The 22,736-nt window shown below is 69.4% G+C and carries 22 protein-coding genes; 15 read left to right on the top strand and 7 right to left on the bottom strand.

What is annotated here, in order from left to right:
• Window positions 1-324: 324 nt before the first annotated feature.
• Window positions 325-1,452: an NAD(P)-dependent malic enzyme gene (locus JFB92_RS00110; protein WP_233162094.1), complete on the top strand. Its 1,128-nt coding sequence runs from the start codon at window positions 325-327 to the stop codon at window positions 1,450-1,452.
• Here the strand turns inward: JFB92_RS00110 and JFB92_RS00105 are convergent.
• A complete protein-coding gene (locus JFB92_RS00105) occupies window positions 1,449-2,405 on the bottom strand; it encodes an ADP-ribosylglycohydrolase family protein (RefSeq protein ID WP_199033728.1) in 957 nt (318 codons plus the stop codon). The genes JFB92_RS00110 and JFB92_RS00105 overlap by 4 nt on opposite strands.
• Window positions 2,406-2,531: 126 nt before the next feature.
• Between JFB92_RS00105 and JFB92_RS00100 the strand changes: the two genes are divergently transcribed.
• On the top strand, window positions 2,532-5,039 hold the full coding sequence (locus tag JFB92_RS00100) for an alpha-L-arabinofuranosidase family protein (protein ID WP_233162079.1): 2,508 nt from the start codon (window positions 2,532-2,534) through the stop codon (window positions 5,037-5,039).
• Window positions 5,040-5,152: 113 nt separating this feature from the next.
• Here the strand turns inward: JFB92_RS00100 and JFB92_RS00095 are convergent, their stop codons facing one another.
• Complete coding sequence (locus tag JFB92_RS00095; RefSeq protein ID WP_199033726.1) at window positions 5,153-6,142, bottom strand: COX15/CtaA family protein; 990 nt, start codon at window positions 6,140-6,142, stop codon at window positions 5,153-5,155.
• Between the two features lie 164 nt (window positions 6,143-6,306).
• Here JFB92_RS00095 and JFB92_RS00090 point away from each other — a divergent pair, with 164 nt between their 5' ends.
• From JFB92_RS00090 to JFB92_RS00050, 9 genes are read left to right on the top strand one after another with little or no spacing between them, the layout of a single operon-like run.
• On the top strand, window positions 6,307-7,005 hold the full coding sequence (locus tag JFB92_RS00090; RefSeq protein ID WP_199033983.1) for a helix-turn-helix transcriptional regulator: 699 nt from the start codon (window positions 6,307-6,309) through the stop codon (window positions 7,003-7,005).
• 31 nt (window positions 7,006-7,036) lie between these two features.
• The gene (gene sufB, locus JFB92_RS00085; protein ID WP_199033725.1) at window positions 7,037-8,488 is read left to right on the top strand and encodes a Fe-S cluster assembly protein SufB; all 1,452 of its coding nucleotides are present in this window, start codon (window positions 7,037-7,039) and stop codon (window positions 8,486-8,488) included.
• Window positions 8,489-8,527: 39 nt separating this feature from the next.
• Complete coding sequence (gene sufD / locus JFB92_RS00080; RefSeq protein ID WP_199033724.1) at window positions 8,528-9,748, top strand: Fe-S cluster assembly protein SufD; 1,221 nt, start codon at window positions 8,528-8,530, stop codon at window positions 9,746-9,748.
• Window positions 9,745-10,074 carry a non-heme iron oxygenase ferredoxin subunit gene (locus tag JFB92_RS00075; protein ID WP_199033723.1) on the top strand — a complete coding sequence of 110 codons (330 nt, stop codon included), beginning with the start codon at window positions 9,745-9,747 and terminating at the stop codon, window positions 10,072-10,074. The genes sufD and JFB92_RS00075 overlap by 4 nt, the downstream gene beginning before the upstream one ends.
• A 16-nt stretch (window positions 10,075-10,090) precedes the next feature.
• Entirely contained in the window at window positions 10,091-10,852 is a 762-nt protein-coding gene (gene sufC, locus JFB92_RS00070) for a Fe-S cluster assembly ATPase SufC (RefSeq protein WP_199033722.1), read from the top strand.
• Window positions 10,853-10,865: 13 nt separating this feature from the next.
• Window positions 10,866-12,167 carry a cysteine desulfurase gene (locus JFB92_RS00065; protein WP_199033721.1) on the top strand — a complete coding sequence of 434 codons (1,302 nt, stop codon included), beginning with the start codon at window positions 10,866-10,868 and terminating at the stop codon, window positions 12,165-12,167.
• Window positions 12,167-12,628: a Fe-S cluster assembly sulfur transfer protein SufU gene (sufU, locus tag JFB92_RS00060; protein ID WP_199033980.1), complete on the top strand. Its 462-nt coding sequence runs from the start codon at window positions 12,167-12,169 to the stop codon at window positions 12,626-12,628. The genes JFB92_RS00065 and sufU overlap by 1 nt, the downstream gene beginning before the upstream one ends.
• Window positions 12,628-12,966, top strand: coding sequence for a metal-sulfur cluster assembly factor (locus tag JFB92_RS00055; RefSeq protein WP_199033720.1), 339 nt, complete (start codon window positions 12,628-12,630; stop codon window positions 12,964-12,966). Before sufU ends, JFB92_RS00055 begins: the two co-directional genes overlap by 1 nt.
• Window positions 12,967-13,003: 37 nt before the next feature.
• Window positions 13,004-13,657 (top strand): acVLRF1 family peptidyl-tRNA hydrolase, encoded by a 654-nt coding sequence (locus JFB92_RS00050; RefSeq protein WP_199033719.1) that lies wholly within the window; start codon window positions 13,004-13,006, stop codon window positions 13,655-13,657.
• A gap of 619 nt (window positions 13,658-14,276) precedes the next feature.
• Here JFB92_RS00050 and JFB92_RS00045 read toward each other — a convergent pair.
• From JFB92_RS00045 to JFB92_RS00025, 5 genes are all read right to left on the bottom strand, one after another.
• Complete coding sequence (locus JFB92_RS00045) at window positions 14,277-14,966, bottom strand: aspartate/glutamate racemase family protein (RefSeq protein ID WP_199033718.1); 690 nt, start codon at window positions 14,964-14,966, stop codon at window positions 14,277-14,279.
• 152 nt (window positions 14,967-15,118) lie between these two features.
• Entirely contained in the window at window positions 15,119-15,994 is an 876-nt protein-coding gene (locus JFB92_RS00040; RefSeq protein ID WP_199033717.1) for a DUF4190 domain-containing protein, read from the bottom strand.
• 136 nt (window positions 15,995-16,130) lie between these two features.
• Complete coding sequence (locus JFB92_RS00035) at window positions 16,131-18,044, bottom strand: beta-galactosidase (protein WP_199033716.1); 1,914 nt, start codon at window positions 18,042-18,044, stop codon at window positions 16,131-16,133.
• 97 nt (window positions 18,045-18,141) lie between these two features.
• A complete protein-coding gene (locus tag JFB92_RS00030) occupies window positions 18,142-18,861 on the bottom strand; it encodes a type 1 glutamine amidotransferase (RefSeq protein ID WP_199033715.1) in 720 nt (239 codons plus the stop codon).
• A 22-nt stretch (window positions 18,862-18,883) separates the two neighbouring features.
• Window positions 18,884-20,128 carry a Mur ligase family protein gene (locus JFB92_RS00025; RefSeq protein ID WP_199033714.1) on the bottom strand — a complete coding sequence of 415 codons (1,245 nt, stop codon included), beginning with the start codon at window positions 20,126-20,128 and terminating at the stop codon, window positions 18,884-18,886.
• 386 nt (window positions 20,129-20,514) lie between these two features.
• Here JFB92_RS00025 and mraZ point away from each other — a divergent pair, with 386 nt between their 5' ends.
• The 4 genes from mraZ to JFB92_RS00005 all read left to right on the top strand — a co-directional run.
• Window positions 20,515-20,946, top strand: a complete 432-nt coding sequence (mraZ, locus tag JFB92_RS00020; protein WP_199033713.1) for a division/cell wall cluster transcriptional repressor MraZ — start codon at window positions 20,515-20,517, stop codon at window positions 20,944-20,946.
• Window positions 20,947-20,965: 19 nt separating this feature from the next.
• Window positions 20,966-21,934, top strand: a complete 969-nt coding sequence (rsmH, locus tag JFB92_RS00015) for a 16S rRNA (cytosine(1402)-N(4))-methyltransferase RsmH (RefSeq protein WP_307788965.1) — start codon at window positions 20,966-20,968, stop codon at window positions 21,932-21,934.
• Window positions 21,931-22,515, top strand: coding sequence for a cell division protein FtsL (gene ftsL, locus JFB92_RS00010; RefSeq protein WP_199033712.1), 585 nt, complete (start codon window positions 21,931-21,933; stop codon window positions 22,513-22,515). Before rsmH ends, ftsL begins: the two co-directional genes overlap by 4 nt.
• A gap of 6 nt (window positions 22,516-22,521) precedes the next feature.
• Window positions 22,522-22,736 (top strand): hypothetical protein (locus JFB92_RS00005; protein WP_199033711.1); only part of this gene is annotated, 215 nt, incomplete at its 3' end.

Genomic DNA, 22,736 nt, shown 5'->3' with positions numbered 1-22,736 from the left:
GTGCAGATGTGGACTTGTCAGGATGTCTCAGGACAAGCCCTGATTTGTAAGGATTGTTAAATTTTGTAGTCGTCCTGTCAAGACATAGGCGACGAAGACGCCCGAATAGTCTCGTGGTCCGACGCCGCCGTCCGGCCTCTCGTGACCGTTGAGCTACACTGATCCGAGCTGGGCAATCCCCGGTTATCGCGAAGCTCGTCGGCCGAACACGGTCCGGGCTTCCCTCTTCTTTCGCCACCCGAACTGCCGGGGCGATACCGCCCCCGGATTCGGCGATTGGGCACTTGTCATCTGAGCAATGGGGCTTACATCATCGTGTTCGACCTGCAGGATCCGGTCTTCCGCGCCCATCGCGGCGGGAAGCTGCGCACCGCCGCCACCGTCCCCCTCGACAGCCGCCAGGACCTCTCGATCGCCTACACGCCCGGGGTCGCGCGCGTCTGCGAGGCCATCGCCGCCGACCAGGCCCTGGCCCGCGACTACACCTGGCGCTCGAACCTGGTCGCCGTGGTCACCGATGGCACCGCCGTCCTCGGACTGGGGGACATCGGCCCGGCAGCCTCGCTGCCGGTGATGGAGGGCAAGGCGGCCCTGTTCCGCGGGTTCGCCGGGGTCGACGCCGTCCCGATCTGCCTCGACGTCACCGACCCCGACGAGGTCGTCGCCGCCGTCAAGGCCATTGCGCCCTCGTTCGGCGGCATCAACCTCGAGGACATCTCGGCGCCCCGCTGCTTCGAGATCGAGTCCCGCCTCAAAGCTGAGCTGGACATCCCGGTCTTCCACGACGACCAGCACGGCACCGCCGTGGTCGTCCTGGCCGCCATGCACGGCGCGCTGCGCTTCCAGGGCCGCCGCCCCGCCGACGTCACCGCCGTGATCTCCGGAGCGGGTGCGGCCGGCGTCGCCATCACCCGCATCCTGCTCCAAGCCGGCGTCTCCGACGTGATCGTCTGCGACTCCCGCGGCATCATCCACCCCGGCCGCGACCACCTCAACCCGGTGAAGGCCGACCTCGCGAAGACCACCAACCGCTTCGGGCGCACCGGCGGCATCGCCGACGCGCTCAAGGGCGCCGACCTCCTGATCGGCGTCTCAGGCGGGACCATCGGGGCCGAAGCGCTCGAAGGCATGTCCGAGGAGGCCATGATCTTCGCGATGGCCAACCCGAATCCCGAGGTCGATCCGGCTGTCGCCCGCGACCACGCGGAGATCGTGGCGACCGGTCGCAGCGACTACCCGAACCAGATCAACAACGTCCTGGCCTTCCCCGGGATCTTCCGCGGCGCGCTCGATGCCGGGGCCGCGGCCATCACCGAGGAGATGAAGCTGGTCGCGGCCGAGGCGATCGCCGACTGCGTGGGCGACGACCTGGCCCCCGACCGCATCGTCCCCTCCCCGCTGGACCCGAGGGTGGCCGAAGCGGTGGCGGCGGCGGTCAAGGCGGCCGCTTAGACCGCGGCGATCCGCGCCGCCAGGCCCGCTATGGTCTCGCGGCCCTCCACGGCGGCGGCCCATTCGGCCGGGAGCGCGCCGTGGCCGTAGGCCGCGCCGAGGAGGTTGCCCGCGATCGAGGCCGTGGAGTCGGTGTCGCCGTCGTGGCTGGCGGCCGCGATGAGCGCGCTCCGTGCGTTGTCGGTGCCGAGGAAGCAGTAGACGGCGATCGCCAGGGCCTCCTCGGCGACCCAGCCCTGGCCGAGCGGCTCGGTCGAGTTGGGGCCCGGCGGGAGGTTCCCGGCCAGTTCGTAGGCCCGCCTGAGCGCGTCGAGGGTCTCAGAGGCGTCCAGGTTCCGGCGCAGGTGCAGCATCGCCTCCGAGACCGCCTTCTGGGGGGTCTCGCCGCGCACCAGAGCGGCGATCATCATCGCGAAGGCGCCGGCCGCCTCTCCGGCGGTGCGGTGCCCGTGGGTGATGGCCGAGCAGTCGCGGGCCAGCTCGAACGCCTTGGCGGGGGAGTCGGCCAGCAGGCCGAACGGGGCCGATCGCATGACGGTGCCGCAGCCCTTGGAGTCGGGGTTCACGCCCGGCTCTCCGCCCTGGGCCAGGCCGGTCAGGCACGCGTTTCCGGGGGCGCGCCGCATGTAGAGCCAGGTCTCGGCGGCGAGTCCGGTCGAGCCCATCGGGGGCATGTGCTCGGTCTGGGTGACGTACCAGCGCAGGTAGGCGCGGCGGACCGAGCCGAATCGGTCGCCGTCGACGGCTTCGAGCAGCCCTTCGGCGGTGAACAGGGTCATCTGGGTGTCGTCGGAGACTTGGTTGCGCCGCAACCCGGTCACGCCGTCCGGTCCCCACTCGTCGACGATCTGCGGCCAGGATTTGAACTCGACCTGGTAGCCGAGGGCGTCGCCGATGGCGCCCCCGATCAGGCAGCCGAGTACGCGGTCTTCAGGGGAGATCCGAGGAGCCATGAGCCGCATTGTATTTGTCGGCCGCCTCCCGGCACGACCGCCAGTCCGGATACGGGCGGATTTCCGGAATCGTTCCGGTAGCGGGATGGCCTTGACTGGCGGTTCTGTATCGGTAAATATATTCAAATGGTTAAAACAATTGATCCGGAGGGGTCGTCTCCTCCCGTCCGACTCAGAACCGTGTCCGCGGCCGCGGTACTCGCGTTGGCCGCCACCGCCCTCACCGCCTCCGGGGCCGGCGCGCACGGGGCCGACGCGTCCATCCAGGTCGACCTCGAAGACGCCACCGAGATTTCCGACAGCCTCTACGGACTGTTCTACGAGGACATCAATCACGCCGCCGACGGCGGCCTCTACGCCGAGCTCGTCCAGAACCGCTCCTTCGAGTACGCCCCCGCCGACGAGGGCTCCTACCACGCCCTGACCGCGTGGACCGTCGACGGCGAGGCCGCCGTGACCGACTCGGACGGCCTGAACGCCGACAACCGCAACTACCTGTCCGCCTCCGGCGGGACCACCATCGTCAACAGCGGCTACAACTCCGGCATCAACGTGGTCGCCGGCGAGCCGTACGACTTCAGCGTCTGGGCCCGGGCGGACGCGAACGCCAACCTCACCGTCCAGCTCCTCGACGCCGACGGGAACCCGGTGAGCGGCACCGCCACCGTCAACGCCCACGGCGGCGAGTGGATGAAGCTGGAGACGGTCCTGAACGCCTCCGAGTCCACGGTCGACGGCCGCCTCGCGGTCACCGCCGACTCCCGGGCCGACCTCGACATGGTCTCGCTGTTCCCGCGTGAGACCTTCATGGGCCGCGACAATGGCCTGCGCCCCGACCTGGCACAGATGATCGCCGACCTGGAGCCGTCCTTCCTGCGCTTCCCAGGCGGATGCATCGTCAACACCGGCTCGTTCGACCGCGACGACCGCGAACGCGCCTACAACTGGAAGGACACGGTCGGCCCGGTCGAGGAACGCCCGACCAACCACAACTTCTGGGGCTACAACCAGTCCTACGGCCTGGGCTACTTCGAGTACTTCCAGTTCGCCGAGGACCTCGGGGCCGAGGCGCTCCCGGTCGTGCCGGTCGGCGTGACCGGCTGCGGCGACGACTACCGCATCACCGACCCCGACGAGCTCCAGACCTGGGTGGACGACACGCTCGACCTCATCGAGTTCGCCAACGGCGGCACCGACACCGAATGGGGCGCGGTGCGCGCCGAGATGGGCCACCCCGAGCCGTTCGGACTGGAGTACATCGGCCTGGGCAACGAGGAGTCCGACCCGCAGTTCTTCGAGAACTACCCGGCCTTCCACGAAGCGGTCCGCGAGGCGCACCCCGACATCGAGATCGTCTCGAACTCCGGCTTCGCCTCCGAGGGTCAGCTGTTCGACGATATGTGGGAGTTCGCCCGCGAGCAGGGGGCCGACCTGGTCGACGAGCACTACTACAACTCGCCGGAGTGGTTCCTGTCCAACAACGACCGCTACGACGACTACGACCGGGAGGGCCCGCAGGTCTTCATCGGCGAGTACGCGTCCCAGGCAAACACCTGGTGGAACGCGCTGGCCGAGGCGTCCTACCTGACCGGCGTCGAACGCAACGGCGACGTGGTCGAGCTGGCCTCATACGCGCCGCTGCTGTCGAACATCGACTACGTCGACTGGGCCCCCGACCTGATCTGGTTCGACAACCACCAGACCGTGGGCTCGACCAGCTACGAGGTCCAGCAGCTGTTCAGCACCAACGCCGGAGACCAGGTCCTCGGCTCGGACCTGGACGCCGCTCCGGTCGAGACGCCCGACATCGCCGGCGGCATCGGCCTGGCCACCTGGAACACCGCGGCGGCCTACGACGACGTGCGGGTGACCGCCGCTGACGGCTCGGTCCTGTTCGAGGACGACTTCTCCGACGGCGCCGACGCCTGGTCCCCGTCCGGGCCCGGCGGGGAGCCGAACGGGACCTGGGAGGTCGTCGACGGCGCCTACCACCAGACCGACCTGGTCGAGGACGCGCGCTCGACCGCGGGCGAGACCGACTGGTCGAACTACACGCTCGAGCTCGAGGCCACCAAAAACGAGGGCGACGAGGGCTTCCTGATCATGTTCGGCGCCGAGGACTCCGAGAACTACTACTGGTGGAACCTGGGAGGCTGGGGCAACACCACCTCGGCGGTGGAGAAGGCGGCGGGCGGCGGCAAGTCGACGCTGCTCAACCACGACACGGTCATCGAGGCCGGCCGCACCTACGACCTGCGCCTGGAGGTGGACGGCCGCACCATCACCGGCTACGTCGACGGCGAGCAGGTCTTCAGCTTCGTCGATGAGCAGCGGATCGAACCGCTCTACCAGGTCGTCACCCGCGACGAGGAGACCGGACAGGTCACCCTCAAGGTGGTCAACGCCCAGGACCGGGCGATGGCGACCGACGTCGAGCTCGACGGCTACAAGCTCCACCACAAGGCCGAGGTCACGACCCTGGCCTGCGACCCGGACTGCGACAACATCCTCGGCGAGGAACCGGTCCTCCAACCCGAGACCGAACAGGTGAAACACCTGGGCAACGAGTTCACCTACGAGTTCGAGCCCCACTCGGTCACGTTCATAACCCTCACCCCGAAAAAACGCAGATGACCGACCCCGACCACCGCGGCCCGGCCGATCGGCCGGGCCGCACCCGGCCGCCAATTTGAAGGAGCGCGACCGAGCGGGCCGATAGGCGGCGTGAGCAGATCGCGCTCCCGCAGTCACGCGTTCGGGGCGGCCGTTTCCGTCCGGTCGAGGATTCGGTCGCCCTCTCTGGTCGCGTGGATCTCGTAGTGGAGGGTCTCGGCGCCCTCGGTCCGCGGGGTGCGGCGGCGCAGGGAGAAGCGGACGGCGAGGACGGCGATCCACAGCAGCGCCGCGCCGAGCATGTGCATGCCGACCAGGATCACGGGCAGGTCCGTGTAGTACTGCGTGTAGCCGATGACCCCCTGGAGCAGCTCGACCGCCAGCAGCAGGTAGGCGGTCCGGCGGGCCCGTTCGGGGGCCCTCACGGCGTGCAGTGCGGCGATCATCGCCACGGTCAGACCCAGCAGCAGCCACACTGCGTCGGCGTGGAGCTGCGACATCAGCGCCGGGTCGAGGCCGTTGCGGGGAGTCTCGGCGTCGCCGGCGTGCGGGCCCGAACCGGTGACGATCACGCCCAGCACGATCGTCACGGCCGCCGCGGCCACCAGGCCCAAGCCGAGGCCGCCGACCGCGCGGGGGACCAGCGGCTCCACCGGGCCGTCGGGCTCGCCCGAGCGGACGTAGAGCGCCGTCGCCGCCACCAGGATGCCGATCGAGGCCAGGAAGTGCAGGCCGACCACCCACGGGTTCAGGTCGGTCCAGACGGTGATGCCGCCGATGACCGCCTGCACCGGGACGATCATGAGCACGCCGAACGACAGCTTCACCAGCGACATCCGCCGCGGTCTGCGGTACCAGGCCGCCAGCAGCGCGCCCACCGCCACGGCCACCAGAACCCAGGTCAGGAGCCGGTTGCCGAACTCGATGGCGCCGTGGACGCCCATCTCCCGGGTCGCGACCAGCGAATCCGAGGTGCACTTGGGCCATTCGGCGCAGCCCAGGCCGGACTCGGTCAGGCGCACCGCGCCGCCGGTGACGATGATGCCGACATTGGCGATCAGGCTGGCCAGCGCCCAGACGCGCATCGCGCGCGGGTGGCCGAACCACCGCTGCAACAGGTTCACGAGCCGAATCTATCCTTGAGACTCCGCCGCCCCGCGCCAGGCGGGCCCGAGTGTGGGCCAGGGCCGAGTAAGCCCGAGTGAGGTTAGGCAAACCTGCGTGCCGGGTCTCACTACCTGCGCTATCGACATCCGGGAGCGAATTACGTAACATTTTCCTTGTGGAAATGGTGACGAGGGCTACCGGCAGCCACTCGACCGACGGGGAGACCCGCGGCCGGGTGACGCAGCTGCTGCTCGAGCGCGGCCACGCCACGGCCGCCGAGCTCGCCTGCGCCCTCGGCATCACCGCCACCGCCACCCGCCGCCATCTCGACGCGTTGGAGTCGGAGGGGCAGGTCGAGACGCGCGTGCTGAAGACCTCCAAGCGGGGTCGCCCGGCCAAGCAGTTCCAGCTCACGCCCAGCGCCCGCGCGTCCTTCGGCCACACCTACGACGACCTCGCCACGGAGGCGCTGCGCTGGATCCGCCGGTTCGAAGGCGAGGACGCCATCGGCGCCTTCGCCGCCGAGCAGGTGGCCCGGCTCGAGGCCCGCTGCCGCGCCGCCCTCGACCGCGTCGACGACGACCCGATGGCCAGGGCCCAAGCGCTGGCCGACGCGCTCTCCGGAGAGGGCTATGCCGCCACGGCCTCGGTCCTCGCCACCGGGGGCCAGCTCTGCCAGCACCACTGCCCGGTGGCGGGAGTGGCGGCGGAGTTTCCGCAGCTGTGCGAGGCGGAAACCCGGGTGATCTCCAGGCTGCTGGGCGTCCACGTCCAGCGGCTGGCGACGATCGCCAACGGCGACGGGGTCTGCACGACCCACGTCCCCGGCCCGGTCCGGTTGCCCGCGCCCGAGCGGAAGCCGACGGAACGACCGGACTGACACCTACGACAGGTCAAAGGTGAGACTTGACATGACCGACACGCAGAAGACCGAGCCGCTGAGCCAGGCTGGGCCGCTTTCTCAAGAGGAGGCCCTCGCCTCCCTGGAGCGGTACGAGTACGGCTGGTCCGACTCGGACGTCGCCGGCGCGAACGCCAAGCGCGGACTGACCGAAGAGGTCGTCCGCGACATCTCCACGCGCAAGAACGAGCCCGAGTGGATGCTGAAGCGCCGTCTCAAGGGCCACAAGCTGTTCGGTCGCAAACCCATGCCCAACTGGGGCGCCGACCTGTCCGGCATCGACTTCGACCGCATCAAGTACTACGTCGAGGCGTCCGAGAAGCAGGCCGACTCCTGGGAAGAGCTGCCCGAGGACATCAAGAAGACCTACGACAAGCTGGGCATCCCCGAGGCCGAGCGCCAGCAGCTGGTCTCGGGCGTGGCCGCCCAGTACGAGTCCACGGTCCTCTACCACTCCATCCGCGAGGACCTGGAGGCCCAGGGCGTCATCTTCATGGACACCGACACCGGCCTGCGCGAGCACCCGGAGATCTTCGAGGAGTACTTCGGCTCGGTCATCCCCACCGGCGACAACAAGTTCGCCGCGCTGAACACCGCCGTGTGGTCGGGCGGCTCGTTCATCTACGTGCCCAAGGGCGTCCACGTCGACATCCCGCTCCAGGCCTACTTCCGGATCAACACCGAGAACATGGGCCAGTTCGAGCGCACGCTCATCATCGCCGACGAGGGCTCGTTCGTGCACTACATCGAGGGCTGCACCGCCCCGGTGTACTCCTCGGACTCCCTCCACTCGGCCGTGGTCGAGATCGTCGTCAAGAAGGACGCCCGCGTCCGCTACACCACGATCCAGAACTGGTCGTCGAACGTCTACAACCTGGTCACCAAGCGCGCTGTCGCCGAGCAGGGCGCGACCATGGAGTGGGTCGACGGCAACCTCGGATCCAAGGTCACCATGAAGTACCCGGCCGTGGTCATGACCGGCGAGTACGCCAAGGGCGAGGTCCTGTCCGTCGCGATGGCCGGAGCGGGCCAGCACCAGGACACCGGCGCGAAGATGACCCACGCCGCGCCGCACACGTCCTCGACGATCATCTCCAAGTCGATCTCCCGCGGCGGCGGGCGCACCTCCTACCGCGGCCTGGTCAAGGTCGACGAGGGCTCGCACCACGCCAAGTCCACCGTCAAGTGCGACGCGCTGCTGGTCGACACCATCTCGCGCTCGGACACCTACCCGTACGTCGACATCCGCGAGGACGACGTCGACATGGGCCACGAGGCCACGGTCTCCAAGGTCGGCGAGGACCAGCTGTTCTACCTCATGAGCCGCGGACTCACCGAGGACGAGGCGATGGCCATGATCGTGCGCGGCTTCATCGAGCCGATCGCCAAGGAACTGCCCATGGAGTACGCCCTCGAACTCAACCGGCTGATCGAACTCCAGATGGAAGGCGCGGTCGGCTAAAGCGGGCCCCGTAGAGGACGACAAGGAACCAGAAGACGCATGAGCATTGAAGTGGCAGCCCGCCCGCACACGCACGGAGCGGGCGAGGTGCCTCCGAAGACGAAGTCGCAGCTGCTGCGCTCGTTCGATCCCGCCGAGTTCCCGGCCCTGAACGGCCGCGAAGAGGAGTGGCGGTTCACGCCGATCAAGCGCCTGGCCGGCCTCGACGACGCCGACACCGCGCCCGCGAAGGCGGCCGTCGCCTACACCGCCCGCGCCCTGCCCGAGGGCGTCACGGTCGAAGCGGTCGGCAAGGACGACGAGCGCGTCGGCTCGATCCTGACCCCGTTCGACCGCCCCAGCGCGGTCGCCTGGGCCAAGACCGACAAGGCCCTGCTGGTCTCCGTGGCCCCCGAGGCCGAGATCGCCGAGCCGGTCTGGATCGACGTCACCGGAGGCGGCCTCGACGGTGCCAGCTGGGCCCACACCTACATCGAGGTCGGCCACCACGCCGACGTCACGCTGATCATGAGGCACACCGGCGCGGCCAGGCTCGGGGACAACATCGAGATCGCGGTCGGCGACTCGGCCCGCCTGCGGCTGGTCTCGGTCGCCGAATGGGACCGCGAGTCGGTCCAGGTCGAGCACCAGAAGGCCCGCCTGGGCACCGACGCCCGGCTCGACCACATCGCCGTCAGCCTCGGCGGCGACCTGGTCCGCCAGTACCTCTCGATCGACTACGCCGGGCGCGGCGGCTCGGTCGACGCCTTCGGCCTGTACTTCGCCGACACCGGGCAGCACCTCGAGCACCGCCAACTGGTCGACCACTCGGTCCCCGACTGCCGCTCGTACGTCAACTACCGGGGCGCGCTCCAGGGCGAGACCGCCCACACCGTGTGGGTCGGCGACGTCCTCATCCAGGACGCGGCCACCGGCACCGACACCTACGAGATCAACCGGAACCTGGTCCTCTCGGACGGAGCCCGCGCCGACTCGGTCCCGAACCTCGAGATCGAGACCGGCGAGATCGTCGGCGCCGGCCACGCCTCGGCCACCGGCCGATTCGACGAAGAACACCTGTTCTACCTGCAATCTCGTGGTATCCCTGAAGATGAGGCGCGCCGTCTGGTCGTCAAGGGCTTCTTCAACGAGATCGTGCAGAAGATCCCGTCCGAGCGGCTTCGCGAGGAGCTCACCGAGACCATCGTGGCCCGCCTCGACGCCGGACCGGTCCTCGGCTCCGCGAACGTCGCCGAGGGAGGGGCGGGTTCGGCCGCATGAGCGAGGACTTCGTGCGCGTCTGCGCGCTCGACGAACTGCCGGACGCCGAGGCCGTCGCCGCCGACATCCACGGCACGTCGATCGCGCTGGTGCGAAAGGGCGAGGAGGTGTTCGCCGTCTACGACGAGTGCAGCCACGCGGCCGTGGCCCTCTCCGAGGGCGAGGTCGAGGACTGCACCCTCGAATGCTGGCTGCACGGGTCGATGTTCGACCTGCGCACCGGCAAACCGACCGGGCCGCCCGCCACAGTGTCCGTGGCGACCTACCCGGTCGAGATCCGAGACGGCGACGTCTACCTGAGCCTGAAACCAAAGACCACCGAGTAAGAGGACCAGAACCACCATGAGCAAGCTCGAGATCCGCGACCTGCAAGTCTCGGTCAGCACCGACGAAGGCGCCAAGCCGATCCTGCACGGCGTCGACCTGACCATCGAGTCCGGCCAGACCCACGCCATCATGGGCCCGAACGGCTCCGGCAAGTCGACCCTGGCCTACTCGCTCGCCGGGCACCCGAAGTACGAGGTCACCGGCGGCTCGGTCCACCTCGACGGCGAGGACGTGCTGGCGATGAGCGTCGACGAGCGCGCCCGCGCTGGCCTCTTCCTGGCCATGCAGTACCCGGTCGAGGTCCCCGGCGTGAGCGTCTCGAACTTCCTGCGCACCGCCAAGACCGCCGTCGACGGCGAGGCCCCGAAGCTGCGCACCTGGATGAAGGACCTCAAGGGCGCGATGAACGCGCTGAAGATGGACGAGGCGTTCATCAACCGCAACGTCAACGAGGGCTTCTCCGGCGGCGAGAAGAAGCGCCACGAGATCGTCCAGATGGAGCTGCTCAAGCCCAAGATGGCGATCCTCGACGAGACCGACTCCGGCCTCGACATCGACGCCCTCCGCGTGGTCTCGGACGGCATCAACCACGCCAAGGAGACCACGGACTCCGGGATCCTGCTGATCACCCACTACACGCGCATCCTGCGCTACGTCAAGCCGGACTTCGTGCACGTCTTCGTCGACGGTCGCATCGCCGAGGAGGGCGGCTCGGAGCTGGCCGAGAAGCTCGAGGCCGAAGGCTACGAGTCCTACGTCGGGTCGAAGGCGGCCTAGAGAGAGGGAAGCCATGGCGGCTGCTCCGCAAAGTCACGACTCCGCAGGCGTCGGCGCGGGCAAGCTCGACGTCGAGGCCATCCGCGCCGACTTCCCGATCCTGGAGCGCAAGATCGGGGACCGGCCGCTGGCCTACCTCGACTCGGCTGCCACGTCCCAGAAGCCGGTCCAGGTGACCGAGGCGATGCGGCGCTTCACCGAGCACTCGAACGCCAACATCTCCCGGTCGGTCCACACGCTGGGCTCCGAGGCGACCGCGGCCTACGAGGGCGCCCGCGCGGCGGTCGCGGCCTTCATCGGCGCGCCGAGCGCCGACGAGGTCGTGTTCACCAAGAACTCGACCGAGGCGATCAACCTGATGGCCTATGCCTTCCAGAACTCGACCATCGAGCGCGGCTCGGACCCCCGGTTCGTGCTGCGGCCCGGCGACGAGATCGTGGTCACCGAGATGGAGCACCACGCCAACCTGGTGCCGTGGCAGCAGCTGTGCGAGCGCACCGGTGCCACGCTGCGCTGGATCGGCATCACCGACGCGGGCCGGCTCGACCTCGAACAGGTCGAGGAGGTCATCAACGAGCGCACCAAGGCCGTCTCGTTCGTGCACGTGTCGAACCTGCTCGGCACGGTCAATCCGACCGAGCGAATCGTCGCCCGCGCCAGGGAGGTCGGCGCGATCGTGGGGATCGACGCCTCCCAGTCGGTGCCGCATCTCCCGGTCGACGTGGCCGAACTCGGCGTCGACTTCGCGGCCTTCACCGGCCACAAGATGCTGGGACCCACCGGGATCGGCATGCTCTGGGCCAAGGCCGAGCTGCTCGACGCGATGCCGCCGTTCCTTTCCGGCGGGTCGATGATCGCGACGGTCACCATGGAGCGCACCACGTTCGCGAAGGCCCCGGCCAAGTTCGAGGCCGGAACGCCGCCGGTGGTCGAGGCCGTGGGCCTGGCCGCCGCCGTCGACTACCTCCGGGCGCTGGGCATGGACAACATCCGGGCCCACGAGAAGGAGCTGGCCGGCTACATGCTCGAGGGGCTCGAGAGCGTCGCCGGGCTGACCGTCATCGGCCCGCGCGTCCCGATCGGACGCGGCGCGACCGTCTCGTTCACCTTCGAGGACGTCCACCCGCACGACGTGGGCCAGGTCCTCGACTCCGAGGGCATCGCCGTGCGAGTGGGCCACCACTGTGCCAAGCCGACGTGCGTCAGGTTCGGCGTCGCCGCCACCACGCGCGCCTCGGCGTACGTCTACACCACCACCGACGAAATAGACCGGCTCGTGTCTTCGTTGGAGAAGGTGCGGAAGGTGTTTGCGTGATGGATCTCGACGAGCTGTACCAGGAAGTCATCCTGGACCACTACAAGAACCCGCGGGGCGCTGGCCTGCGGGAACCCTACGAGGGGGAGTCGCACCAGGTCAACCCGACCTGCGGCGACGAGATCACCCTGCGCGTCCACGTCGAGGGCGGCGAGGTCGCCGACGTGTCCTACGACCACACGGGGTGTTCGATCTCCAAGGCCTCGGCCTCGGTGCTGTTCGAGCTGGTCAAGGGCGCGTCGGTCGACGACGCCCGCGCCCGGTTCGAGGAGTTCTCCGCGCTGATGAGCTCCAAGGGCCTGGGCGAGGCCGACGAGGACACCCTCGAGGACGCCGTGGCGTTCCAGGGTGTATCCAAGTACCCGATGCGCGTCAAGTGCGCGCTGCTGGGATGGATGGCGCTCAAGGACGCGCTCATCCGAGCTGAAGCCTCTGTCCCGACTCCAGGAGGAGCCGAGTAATGACCGAAGCCACGAAGGCCAAGGAAGATGACATCTTCGAGGCCATGAAAGACGTCGTCGACCCCGAGCTCGGCATCAACGTGGTCGACCTCGGCCTGATCTACGGGGTCCACGTCGACGACGAGAACATCGCGACCCTGGACATGACGCTGACCTCGGCGGCCTGTCCGCTCACGGACGTGATCGAGGACCAGTCGCGGTCGGCCCTGTGCGGAGGGGCCGAAGGGGGACTGGTCTCCGACCTGCGGATCAACTGGGTGTGGATCCCGCCGTGGGGCCCGGACAAGATCACCGACGAGGGCCGCGACCAGCTCCGGGCGCTCGGTTTCAACGTCTGACGAGGTCGGACGTGAATTCGAGACCGGGCGAGGCCCGATGACGAAGGTCCGCCCCGCCCCGGGCGGCGGCAGGATCGTCGAGGTCGAGCCCGAGCGGCTTCCGAGGTGGGTCGCGAACTTCGCCGAACGCAACGGCGGCATCGCGGCCCACCATGCGGAGGGCGACGCCTGGACGATCGAGGCGAACGACGGCACTTCGGCAGAGGTCGCCTGGACGCTGGCCGGAGGCCTCCCCGCCGACTGGCTGCTGGACTCCGATCCGATCAAGGCGGCCGAGCACCTGCGTGACTACGCCCTCGAACCCCGTCGCATAGCGGTGCTGCTTGCCCGCAAGGGCGCCTACTCGGTCGGCGTCATATCGGACGGGCGTCTCCTCACCTCCAAAACCGACACGGCCTACGTGCAAGGCAAGACCAAAGCGGGAGGCCAGTCCCAGCAGCGCTTCGCGCGCCGCCGCGAGGGCCAGGCCAAGGCCGCCGCCAAACGCGCCGCCGAGGCGGCGGCAGCGGTACTCACCGGCGTCGAGTTCGACGCCCTGGTCACCGGCGGCATAGTGGACGACCTCCTCAAAGACTCTCGCCTGAACCACCTCGCCCCGGCCGCCCACTTCGGCGACATAGCCGAACCCAGGGCGGCCCTGCTCACGGAGACGGCCTACCGCGGCATCGGCTTCACCATCACGGTCCATTAGGCACCGTTCAGCCGAGGTCCGTTCGATGGCGGGTTGCCGTGGTGCCGGCCGAGGCCCCGCATCGGGACGACGCGGTGTGTGTTCGCTGGTTGGTCGCGCGGTTCCGGCTATGGTCGGCGTTGCGCCGCGCGTCCGGTGTGCCTCGTTCGGAGCACTCGCAGCCGGGTCGGGGTGATCCCGACCGGGCCGTCTCCCACCCAATCCCGCCGGTATCGGCGTAGAACGCTGCGGGACCCGATAGCACGAGAGGGGAAGCCCACCCGCCCGGTCGGGGCGGCTGTGCTCGGAACCGGTCCGGTTGGCCAGTCGGCTAGAGGCTTGTCTCAGTCTGCTTGCACCCACTCGACCCCTGGTCCGAATTCCGTGCCCTTGTGCGTACCTCAATTGTCTCTGCTCCGGGCCGGATCCGCATCGCCCGATCAGGGCCAATACGTTCACGTTCGATGCCGGATTCCCACGGCCGCAACGGGACTGGTCCTGTACCCCGCGGCCGGGAGTGTCGCTCCGCAGTATCCCCCCGTTCGATCGTGCCTGTGCGATACGACATCAGGCCCGTTCACCCTGAGTCGGACACGGCGACCGGGATCGTCCTCACCGCTTCGGCGCCAACGGCTTTGACCTAACCGAGCGCGAGTTCCACCAGTCGTTCGGCGTGGATGCGGGTGGTGTCGAAGACCGGGACCCGGCTGTCGGCGGCGCCGACCAGCAGTGGGATCTCGGTGCAGCCGAAGATGACCCCCTCGCAGCCGTCCTCGGCCAGATCACGCATGATGCGCCGGTAGGTCTGCCGTGACTCCTCGCGGACGACGCCCTGCGTCAGCTCGTCGTAGATGACGTCGTGGACCTCGTCGCGTGCCTCGGCGGGCGGAGTCTTCACGGTGATCCCGTATTCGGCCAGGTGAGCGGCGTAGAAGCCCATCTCCATGGTGAAGCGGGTGCCCAGGAGCCCGACCGTGGTGGGGCCGTCGGCCCGGATGCGCTCGGCGACGGTGTCGAGGAGGTGGACGAACGGGACGCCGATCGCGGCCTTGATCTCCGCGGCGTTGAGGTGCATCGTGTTGGTGCACAGCGCGATCAGATCGGCTCCGGCGCGTTCGAGCGCGGCCGCGGCTGCGGCGAGCCGCTCGCCGCTGGCCTTCCAGTCGTCCTCGCGTTGCATGGCCTCGATCTCGGCGAAGTCGACGGTGACCATGATGCTCTCGGCGTTGTGCTGCCCGCCGAGCCGGTCATGGGTCAGTTCGTTGATGAGCCTGTAGTACTCGGCCGAGGATTGCCAGGACATCCCGCCGATCAGTCCGATCGTCCGCATCGGTCGATTCTGCCACCCGGGAGGCGAATCGGCCTCGGAATAACCGGCGGTCACGGCGAGGTGTCGGACTCGCTGGATCCGGTGGCCCGCCGAGGACCCGACCGCGCTATGGCGGAGGGGGTTCAAGCAGCTCGGCCTGGCCCAATGCGTGTTCAATCGATCGCCACGAAGAATCTTTCACCGTCGTTCCAGTAGTCCTTGACACTGATCACGGCTTCCTCGGCACTATCGCTCGGAACTGCTACGCAGGCGTTCCCGGATGCCGTTCCGTCCGCATACACTTCGGGGGCATCAAGAAGATCGTCAGGGATCACTCCGCACCATTCGGTGTGGACGGCGTTGTCGAATGCGACTCCGAGCTCCAGCTCGTCCCAGGCGTAGGCGGAGTCGGCTCCCAAGTACGTGGCCTCGACGCGGTACATGAAGTACTGGTAGCCGTCTGCCGGCGGTTCGTTGAATTGATTCTCGTTGAGCACCGTCTCGGTGGCATCGGGAACGACATCGCTGAATGAGACCCTCCAGTTTCCGGTCTCGACTTCGCTTCCAGCCGGGAGCGGAGAGTTCAGGTCGGTGCCGTCGGGGCCGCCGAGATCCTCCTGAACGTCGGGGCCGTCCTCGGTATCGGTGTCATCGAGTCCTTCGGTGTCCTCGGGCGAATCCTCGAAGGTCGTCGGCCAGTCCTCGACGACCTCATCTATGGCACTGCCGAGCGTGATAGTGACGATCACCGTGACGATCAGGCCGACCACCGCCAAGGCGATGCCGAGGATGGCCATCAGTCTGTGGGACTTGAAGATACCGATGACGCCCAGCACGATCGCGGCGACACCGAAAAGGCCGCCGAGGAAGATCCCGGCCACCGGAATGATCCCGAACAGCAGTGCGACTCCACCGAAGGCGAGAGCCAGAATCGAGATCGTCTTGGGCGGCTCGGCCGGTCTGGGAGGTGGTGGAAAATAGGGCGGCTGGTCTGGCGGAGGCGGCGATCCAGGCGGTGGCTGGGGCGGTGACCCGGGTGTCTGTGTCATGATGCCCCCAATCCTGCGGTGGGGCTGTGTCCCTCGTCACTACCATGACAACACGGATTACAGAGGAAGTCTCAGTTTTCACCCGCATACATGGTTTCCCACGCCTCTCCGATCTCAGGCAATTCACGGCCTGGCGTCAGCTGGACCGCTTAACGACACTCCAGCCGCCCGCCGGGACGACCAGGTCGCCGATCCGGGCCTCGGCGTCGGTGTGGTTGACGACGTATCTCCACGGCCCCCGGTCGACCACGTCCACGCCGGGCAGTCCGGGCCCGGTCAGCTCCAGCGACTCGAACAGCCGGTCCCAAGCCTCGTCGACGAGCTTGCACGAGACGTACCAGGCCTCGCCCTCGCCGAAGGGGTTGACGGTCACCGCCGGTTGGTTCTCGATGACCTGGCCGGTGGCGTACTGGGTGACGCACTGCGCGCCGCGCAGCTCCACGAGCTCGCAGAACCGCTCGGCGGCCCCGAAGTTCCACAGCGCCCTGGTCTCCCCGGCAGGCTGGGGGAGGTGCTCGGTGACGCGGATGCCGAACATGTCGGTCAGGCCCCCGAGGTAGCCGTCGAGCCAGATCTGGCAGTGCTCGTCGACCGCGCCGGTGAGGTAGGAGGCGACCAGGCGGCCGCCGCCGGCGGTGAACCAGCGCAGGTTCTCGGCGGCGGCGCGGCTGAGCACGTAGGTGCTGGGGGCGATGACGGTCCGGTAGTTCGACAGGTCGCCCTCGGGGCGGACGAAGTCGGCCACCACGCCCCGGTCGCGCAGCACCCGGTGGATCTGGGCGACGTTCTCCAGGTAGTCGACCCGCGCCGGCAGGGAAGCGTGGTCGCCGGTGGCCCACCACGAGTCGGGGCTCCACAGGATCGCCACGTCGGTCTCGATCGGCTCCTCGGCACCCTGGGCCAGGCCCGGCAGCGCCTTCCCGAAGTCGACGACCTCGCGGAACATGCGGGTGTTCTTGCCGGCGTGGGGGACCAGCGCCGAGTGCCACTGCTCGGAACCGCCGCGCCCCGAGCGCCACTGGAAGAACATCGCGCCCTTGGAACCGCGCCCGATGTGGATCATCGAGTGGCGGGCCATGCGGCCCGGGGACTTGGCGATCGCGCCGTCGGGGCTGTGGATCGAGGCGGCGGCCTGCTCCATCAGCAGCCACGGGCGCCCGCCGGCCCACGACCGGGACAGGTCGGCGTGCATGGCGCTCTGCCGCTCGGCGGTCTCGTCGGGGGAGCTGGGGTAGGAGTCGAAGGCGATCAGGTCGACCTCCGCGGCCCACTTCCAGGGGTCGACCGGGGCCCACTGCCCGAACACGAAGTTGGTGGTGATCGGGATCTCGGGGTTGGCCTGGCGCAGCAGGTCGCGCTGGGCGATGTAGTGGCCCAGCAGGGCGTCGGAGGTGAAGCGCTTGAAGTCCAGCGCGTGGGCGGGGTTGGACAGGTACTGGGTGGCGCGCGGGGCCAGGATCTGGTCCCAGTCGCTGTAGCGCTGGCTCCAGAAGGCGCCCCACCAGGCCCGGTTGAGGTTGTCGAGGCTGCCGTACTTGGCCTGCAGCCAACCGCGGAAGGCCCGCTCGGCGTGGGCGGAGTGGCTGGTGGAGCCGTACTCGTTGTGGACGTGCCACATCGCCAGCGCCGGGTGCTCGGCGTACCGCTCGGCCAGCTCGGAGGCGATCCGGAGCGAGGCCCGCTGGTAGGCGGGGGCGTGCACGTCGTAGGTGTCCCTCGACCCGTGGACCTGGACGGTCCCGTCCGGGCGCGTGTTGAGCGCGTCCGGGTGGGCCAGGGTGAACCACGGCGGCGGGGAGGCGGTCGGGGTGGCCAGGTCGACCTTGACGCCGCCCTCGCCGAGCTTGTCCATGACCCGGTCGAGCCAGCCGAAGTCGAACTCGCCCTCCTTCGGCTCCAGGCACGCCCAGGAGAACACGCCGACGGTCACCAGGTTGACCCCGGCCTCGCGCATCAGCGCGACGTCGTCGTCCCAGACCTCCTCGGGCCACTGCTCGGGGTTGTAGTCGCCGCCGTAACACAGGCCGTCGACTCCGCGGGGCCAGTCCATGTGGGTCCTCCAGAGCGGGGAAAGGTGGGGAGTGTTCGTTGCCCGCCTAAACTATCCCGTTCCGGCCACATCCGGCCAGGTGATCTATCCCGCCCCGCTATTCGGGAGCCAGCGCCGCGAAGCGCTCGGCGCGCAGCCGCTCGGGCCAGGTTTCGTCGATCGGCGGCAGCGCGCCCGGGGCTGCGCCGACGGCCCAGGACAGCAGCAGGTCGGCCAGCCGCGGGTTGCGCGCCAGCGCCGGTCCGTGCATGTAGGTGCCGATGACGTGCCCGGCCCAGGCGCCCTCGGTGACGCCCTCGTTGCCGATGCCGGCCGAGACGTGCGCGAGCGGCTGGACCGCCTCGCCCAGGTGGGTGCGGCCGCCGTGGTTCTCGAAGCCGGTGATCGGGCCGATGCCCAGCGCCGGAATGCCCTCGCCGGCGATCTCGCCGACGGCCCGGGACTCGCCGCGGTCGCTGCGCAGGTCGAGGATGCCCAGGCCCGCGTAGCAGCGGCCGTTGGCGTAGAACGACTCGCCGAGCAGCTGGTATCCGGCGCACACGGCGAACACGGGCCGACCGTCCTCGGCGGCCTTGGCCAGCGCGCCGTCGTCGATGAGCCTCTCGGCCGCCACCGCCTGCGGGCCGTCCTCGCCGCCGCCGATGAGGTACATGTCGGCGCCGTGCGGGACGTGCTGGTCGCTGCGGACCTGCATCGGCTCGACGTCGATGCCGCGGGCGCGGGCGCGGTGGGCCAGAACGAGCAGGTTCCCCCGGTCCCCGTAGGTCGACAGCAGGTCGGGGTAGAGCCAGACGATGCGCAGGGTGCTTGTTGACACAGTCAATCCGCCTTCTCAGCCGTCAGTTGACGCGGTTGAATTCCGCTCGGATGTCTTGGAACGCCGTGTAGTTCGCCACGACCTCGACCGGCCCCGGGGCGACTTGGCCGATGGCGGCCCGTATGTCCTCGGCGACGGTGAAGTCGACCCCGTCGACCTCCAGGCGCACCGCCAGGTCGGTGCGGCGGTCCCCGGTGAGGACGACCTTGCGCCCGACCAGCGAGGTGAAGTCCACGTCGTAGATCCAGGAGGTGTCGAAGCCGTCGACCTCCCGGGCGTTGAGCGAGAGCACCACCGGCTGGGCCTTCTCGATCATGTCGAACGACTCCAGCCAGCCGGCGGGGTTCTTCGCCAGCAGCAGGCGCAGCTGGCGGCCGTCGCGCTCGACCCGCGCGTAGCGCCCGGCCACCGAGGCGACCTCGGACAGCCGGGGCGCGGCCTGGCCCGGTTCGACCCCGAACAGGCTGGCGATGGCCAGCGCCGTGGCGGCGTTGGCGCGGTTGATCCGTCCGGGCAGTTGCAGCCGGAGTTCGTAGCGGCGTCCGTCGGGACCGACGACGGCCTCCCCGGCCGGGGCGACCGACCACTGGGGGCTGGGGCGGTTGAGCCCGCAGTTGGTGCAGCGCCAGAACTCGCCGAAGCGGTCGAGGTGGTTGCCGCAGTTGGGGCAGATCGCCGAGTCGGCCGTCCAGTTCTGCCCGGCCGCGACCCACACGACCTTCTCGCACACCGAGGCGGCCCAGACGATCAACGGGTCGTCGGCGTTGGCCACCACCGTGGTCTGCGCGGCCGACACCTGGAGGGTCTGGCGCCACTTGGCCGCCAGCGCGGTCACCTCCATGGCGCGGTCGAGCTGGTCGCGCGACAGGTTCAGCAGCGCCACCACCTTCGGGGAGGCTGCGTCCAGCAGCTGCCCGAGGTAGTGCTCGTCGCATTCGAGGGCGGCGTACTGGGCCTTGCGGGCCTTGGCCAGGGCGGTGGTGTGCCCGGTCGGCATGTTGGCGCCGAAGGAGTTCGTGGCGACCTGCCCGATCGCCTCCAGGGCCGCGGTGGTGAAGCGGGTGGTGGTCGTCTTGCCGTTGGTGCCCGAGATGAGCACCACGTGCCGCCCGTCGGCCAGCAGCTCCAGCAGCCGGGGTTCGACGATCAACCCGACGCGCCCGCCGATGACCGAGCCGTCGCCGCGGCCGGTCGCTCTCGACATCGCCGCCGCGGTCCGTAGCAATGCAGTGGCGAATTTGGCGCGTGCAGGGAGATTCGCGCTCATGCGGGCTCGCTTTCCACGTGATCGACTCGACGACTCTGCCAAAGAGTTTGTCACATGGTCCGCCCCGGGCTTTCCGCGTGGCCGGACTCGGTGACTCGGGATGCGCTGGGGCTCGGGAAGGGATCGACGGCCTTCGACCCCGGCCCCACCCGAACGAATGAACATGAGCGGTACTCGCGACTACGTCTGTGGGTGTCCCACCCGTCACTCCACCACGCTCCACCGCGATGAGCAGCGCCTTCACCAGACGACTCATGGATTTGGCCGCGAAACAACCCCCAGGGGTGGGTGGAAGTGGAGTAATGTGGGGCGCATTGGTGGGGCGGAGGTCCCGCCGCGCGGTCGGAGGGGCCGCGCAGCCGCACAGTCACGGGGGGGTGACGCCGATGTTCCTCGGCACCCATACCCCGCATCTGGACGACAAGGGCCGCGTCATCCTCCCCGCGAAGTTCCGAGAAGCGCTCGCGGAGGGAGTGGTGATCACGAAGGGCCAGGAGCGGTGCCTCTACGTCTTCCCCATGGACGAGTTCACCCGCCTGGCCGACGCGCTCCAGCGAGCGCCCATGTCCAGCAAGGCCGCCCGCGCCTACAACCGCGTGTTCTTCGCCTCGGCGCACGACGAGACGCCGGACCGCCAGGGCCGGGTGACCATTCCGCCCCGCCTGCGCGAGTACGCCGGGCTCGAACGCGAACTGGCCGTCATCGGCGCCTCCAACCGCGTCGAGATCTGGAACAGCCGCACCTGGGACGAATACCTGGAGGCCTCCGAGGAGGCCTTCGCCGACATCGAAGAGGGCGACCTGCCCGAAGGACTGTGAGGAGAAGGAGGTGAGCGTCGTGGACGCACCGCACGTGCCCGTCATGCTCGACGAGGTGCTCGAATACCTCGCGCCGGCCGCATCGAGGCCGGGCGCGGTGGCCGTCGACGCCACCCTCGGGGCCGGAGGCCACACCGAGGCCCTCCTCACCGCCCACCCCGAGCTCACCGTCATCGGCGTCGACCGCGACCCCGGCGCGCTCGAACTGGCCTCGAAGCGCCTGGCGCCCTTCGGCGACCGGTTCGTGCCGGCCCGCGCCGTCTACGACGCGGTCCCGCGCGTCCTGGCCGAGCACGGCTACGAGGCCGCCGACGCGATCCTGTTCGACCTCGGCGTCTCCTCGATGCAGCTCGACCAGCCCGAGCGCGGCTTCGCCTACGCCCAGGACGCCCCGCTGGACATGCGCATGAACCCCGACGACGCCCTCACCGCCGAGATCGTCGTCAACACCTACGCCGTGGCGGACCTGACCCGGATCCTGCGCGTCTACGGCGAGGAGAAGTTCGCGCCCCGCGTGGCACGGGCCATCGCCGCCGCCCGCGACAAGGCCCCGATCACCTCCAGCAGGGAGCTGGCCGACCTGGTCCGGGACGCGATCCCGGCCGCGACGCGCCGCCGCGGCGGCAACCCGGCCAAGCGCACCTTCCAGGCCCTGCGCATCGAGGTCAACGGCGAACTCGACACCTGGGCGGCCGCGTTCCCGGCCGCGCTCGACGCCCTCGCCCCCGGCGGCAGGGTCGCGGTGCTGTCCTATCACTCCCTGGAGGACCGCATCACCAAGCAGGAGCTGGCCCGACGGGCCAGCTCCAGCTCTCCGGCCGGCCTGCCGGTCGATCTCCCCGGAACCGAGCCCACCTTTCGACTCCTGACGAGGAAAGCCCAACAACCTACCCAGACCGAACTCGACCGAAATCCGCGAAGCGCGCCGGCCCGGCTGCGCGCCGCCGAGCGGATCGCAACGTCCACCGGAGAAGGAGGCGACTCATGAGCAACGCGCCCTACCGTCGGCCCCAGGCAGACGCCGACGAGATCATCAAGGCCGCCCGACGCCGGGCCCGCGCCGCGTCCTCGCGGCGCCGCGCCTTGGTCGGCGAGGCGAACGAGGCTCCTGTGGTGGACGGCTCTCTGGCGGTGCAGCCCGAGGCCGCTCCGGTCGAGGCTCCGGTCGCTCCCGGCGAGCGCAGGACCGAGCCGATTCCGGCCGCTCCCGCGCCGCGCCGCGCCGAGCGCCCGAAGGCCGCCCCGGCCCCCGAGCCGGTCGAGGTGCCGCGCCCGGCCTTCATCGGTGGAGTGCTCGCACTGGTCGTCGCCGGGATCGTGGGGCTGCTGCTGCTCAACACCGTCATCAATGAGGACGCATACCACCTCCAGGACCTGCGGGGGGAGTCGGCCGACCTCGCCCAGACCGAGCAGGAGCTCACCGACGAGCTCTCCAGGCTGACCTCGCCGAACAACCTGGAGGCCATGGCCGACCAGTACGACATGGAGAAGCCGGGGAAGGTCACCTACCTGTTCCTGCCCGAGGGCGAGACCGCCGAGGTCCCCTGGAGCGGGGAGAGCGGAGAGTAAGCGCCGATGACCGAATCCGATCCCCGTCGCCGGCGCGACCCCTCCTCCATCAGCCGTGCCCGGAGGTACACGCCTCGCGGACGCACCGTCCGCGAGGCGGCCTCCGGGAACGAGGACAACCGCGCCCGCGAGCACGGCGCGCGCGACCGCGAGGCCGCGCGCCGTGCCCGCAAGCGCGCCGCCGAGCAGCCCGACGAGGACGCCGCCGCCAAGCGCCGCCG

The organism is Glycomyces salinus (assembly GCF_016428645.1).
Classification (GTDB): Bacteria; Actinomycetota; Actinomycetes; order Mycobacteriales; family Micromonosporaceae; genus Glycomyces; species Glycomyces salinus.
This window is presented reverse-complemented; position numbering and strand designations above follow the sequence as displayed.

Bases quoted from the DNA above. Each gene is read 5' to 3' on its own strand.
- JFB92_RS00105 (WP_199033728.1), bottom strand. From the start codon at position 2,405: ATGGCTCCTCGGATCTCCCCTGAAGACCGCGTACTCGGCTGCCTGATC.
- JFB92_RS00100 (WP_233162079.1), top strand. From the start codon at position 2,532: ATGGTTAAAACAATTGATCCGGAGGGGTCGTCTCCTCCCGTCCGACTC.
- JFB92_RS00090 (WP_199033983.1), top strand. From the start codon at position 6,307: ATGGTGACGAGGGCTACCGGCAGCCACTCGACCGACGGGGAGACCCGC.
- sufB (WP_199033725.1), top strand. From the start codon at position 7,037: ATGACCGACACGCAGAAGACCGAGCCGCTGAGCCAGGCTGGGCCGCTT.
- sufD (WP_199033724.1), top strand. From the start codon at position 8,528: ATGAGCATTGAAGTGGCAGCCCGCCCGCACACGCACGGAGCGGGCGAG.
- JFB92_RS00075 (WP_199033723.1), top strand. From the start codon at position 9,745: ATGAGCGAGGACTTCGTGCGCGTCTGCGCGCTCGACGAACTGCCGGAC.
- sufC (WP_199033722.1), top strand. From the start codon at position 10,091: ATGAGCAAGCTCGAGATCCGCGACCTGCAAGTCTCGGTCAGCACCGAC.
- JFB92_RS00065 (WP_199033721.1), top strand. From the start codon at position 10,866: ATGGCGGCTGCTCCGCAAAGTCACGACTCCGCAGGCGTCGGCGCGGGC.
- sufU (WP_199033980.1), top strand. From the start codon at position 12,167: ATGGATCTCGACGAGCTGTACCAGGAAGTCATCCTGGACCACTACAAG.
- JFB92_RS00055 (WP_199033720.1), top strand. From the start codon at position 12,628: ATGACCGAAGCCACGAAGGCCAAGGAAGATGACATCTTCGAGGCCATG.
- JFB92_RS00050 (WP_199033719.1), top strand. From the start codon at position 13,004: ATGACGAAGGTCCGCCCCGCCCCGGGCGGCGGCAGGATCGTCGAGGTC.
- JFB92_RS00045 (WP_199033718.1), bottom strand. From the start codon at position 14,966: ATGCGGACGATCGGACTGATCGGCGGGATGTCCTGGCAATCCTCGGCC.
- JFB92_RS00040 (WP_199033717.1), bottom strand. From the start codon at position 15,994: ATGACACAGACACCCGGGTCACCGCCCCAGCCACCGCCTGGATCGCCG.
- JFB92_RS00035 (WP_199033716.1), bottom strand. From the start codon at position 18,044: ATGGACTGGCCCCGCGGAGTCGACGGCCTGTGTTACGGCGGCGACTAC.
- JFB92_RS00025 (WP_199033714.1), bottom strand. From the start codon at position 20,128: ATGAGCGCGAATCTCCCTGCACGCGCCAAATTCGCCACTGCATTGCTA.
- mraZ (WP_199033713.1), top strand. From the start codon at position 20,515: ATGTTCCTCGGCACCCATACCCCGCATCTGGACGACAAGGGCCGCGTC.
- ftsL (WP_199033712.1), top strand. From the start codon at position 21,931: ATGAGCAACGCGCCCTACCGTCGGCCCCAGGCAGACGCCGACGAGATC.